This window comes from Janthinobacterium sp. UMAB-56 (assembly GCF_900095265.1).
Taxonomy (GTDB): Bacteria; Pseudomonadota; Gammaproteobacteria; order Burkholderiales; family Burkholderiaceae_D; genus Janthinobacterium.
In genome coordinates this window covers 1-341 of record NZ_LT607715.1, presented here as the reverse complement: position 1 = coordinate 341, position 341 = coordinate 1, and the positions used below count along the sequence as shown (strand labels likewise).

Genomic DNA, 341 nt, shown 5'->3' with positions numbered 1-341 from the left:
GTGATGGTGAAGTTATACGGCCCCGCCGCCGTGGGCGTGCCGGACAAGGTGCCGTCCGATGCCAGGCTCAGACCCGCCGGCAAGGTGCCGCTGGAGACATAGCTATACGACGACACGCCGCCACTGGCGGTGATTGTCTCGCTGTAGGCAATACCGAACGTCATCGCCTGCAAGACCGCCGGTGCCACCGTGATGGTCGGCCCGTTGACCGTGATCGTCACGGTGGCTTGCGCCGAAGTGCCACCGCTATTGCTGGCCGTATACTTGAAGCTGTCTGACCCGGAATACCCTGCCGTCGGCGTGTAACTGATACTCGTGCCGCTGACCGTCGCCGTGCCATG

The 341-nt window shown here is 63.6% G+C and carries 1 protein-coding gene; it reads right to left on the bottom strand.

Features of this window, described 5'->3' with window-relative positions:
* A partial coding sequence (locus tag K0F85_RS28405; RefSeq protein WP_219119140.1) for a putative Ig domain-containing protein occupies positions 1 to 341 on the bottom strand: 341 nt, incomplete at both ends.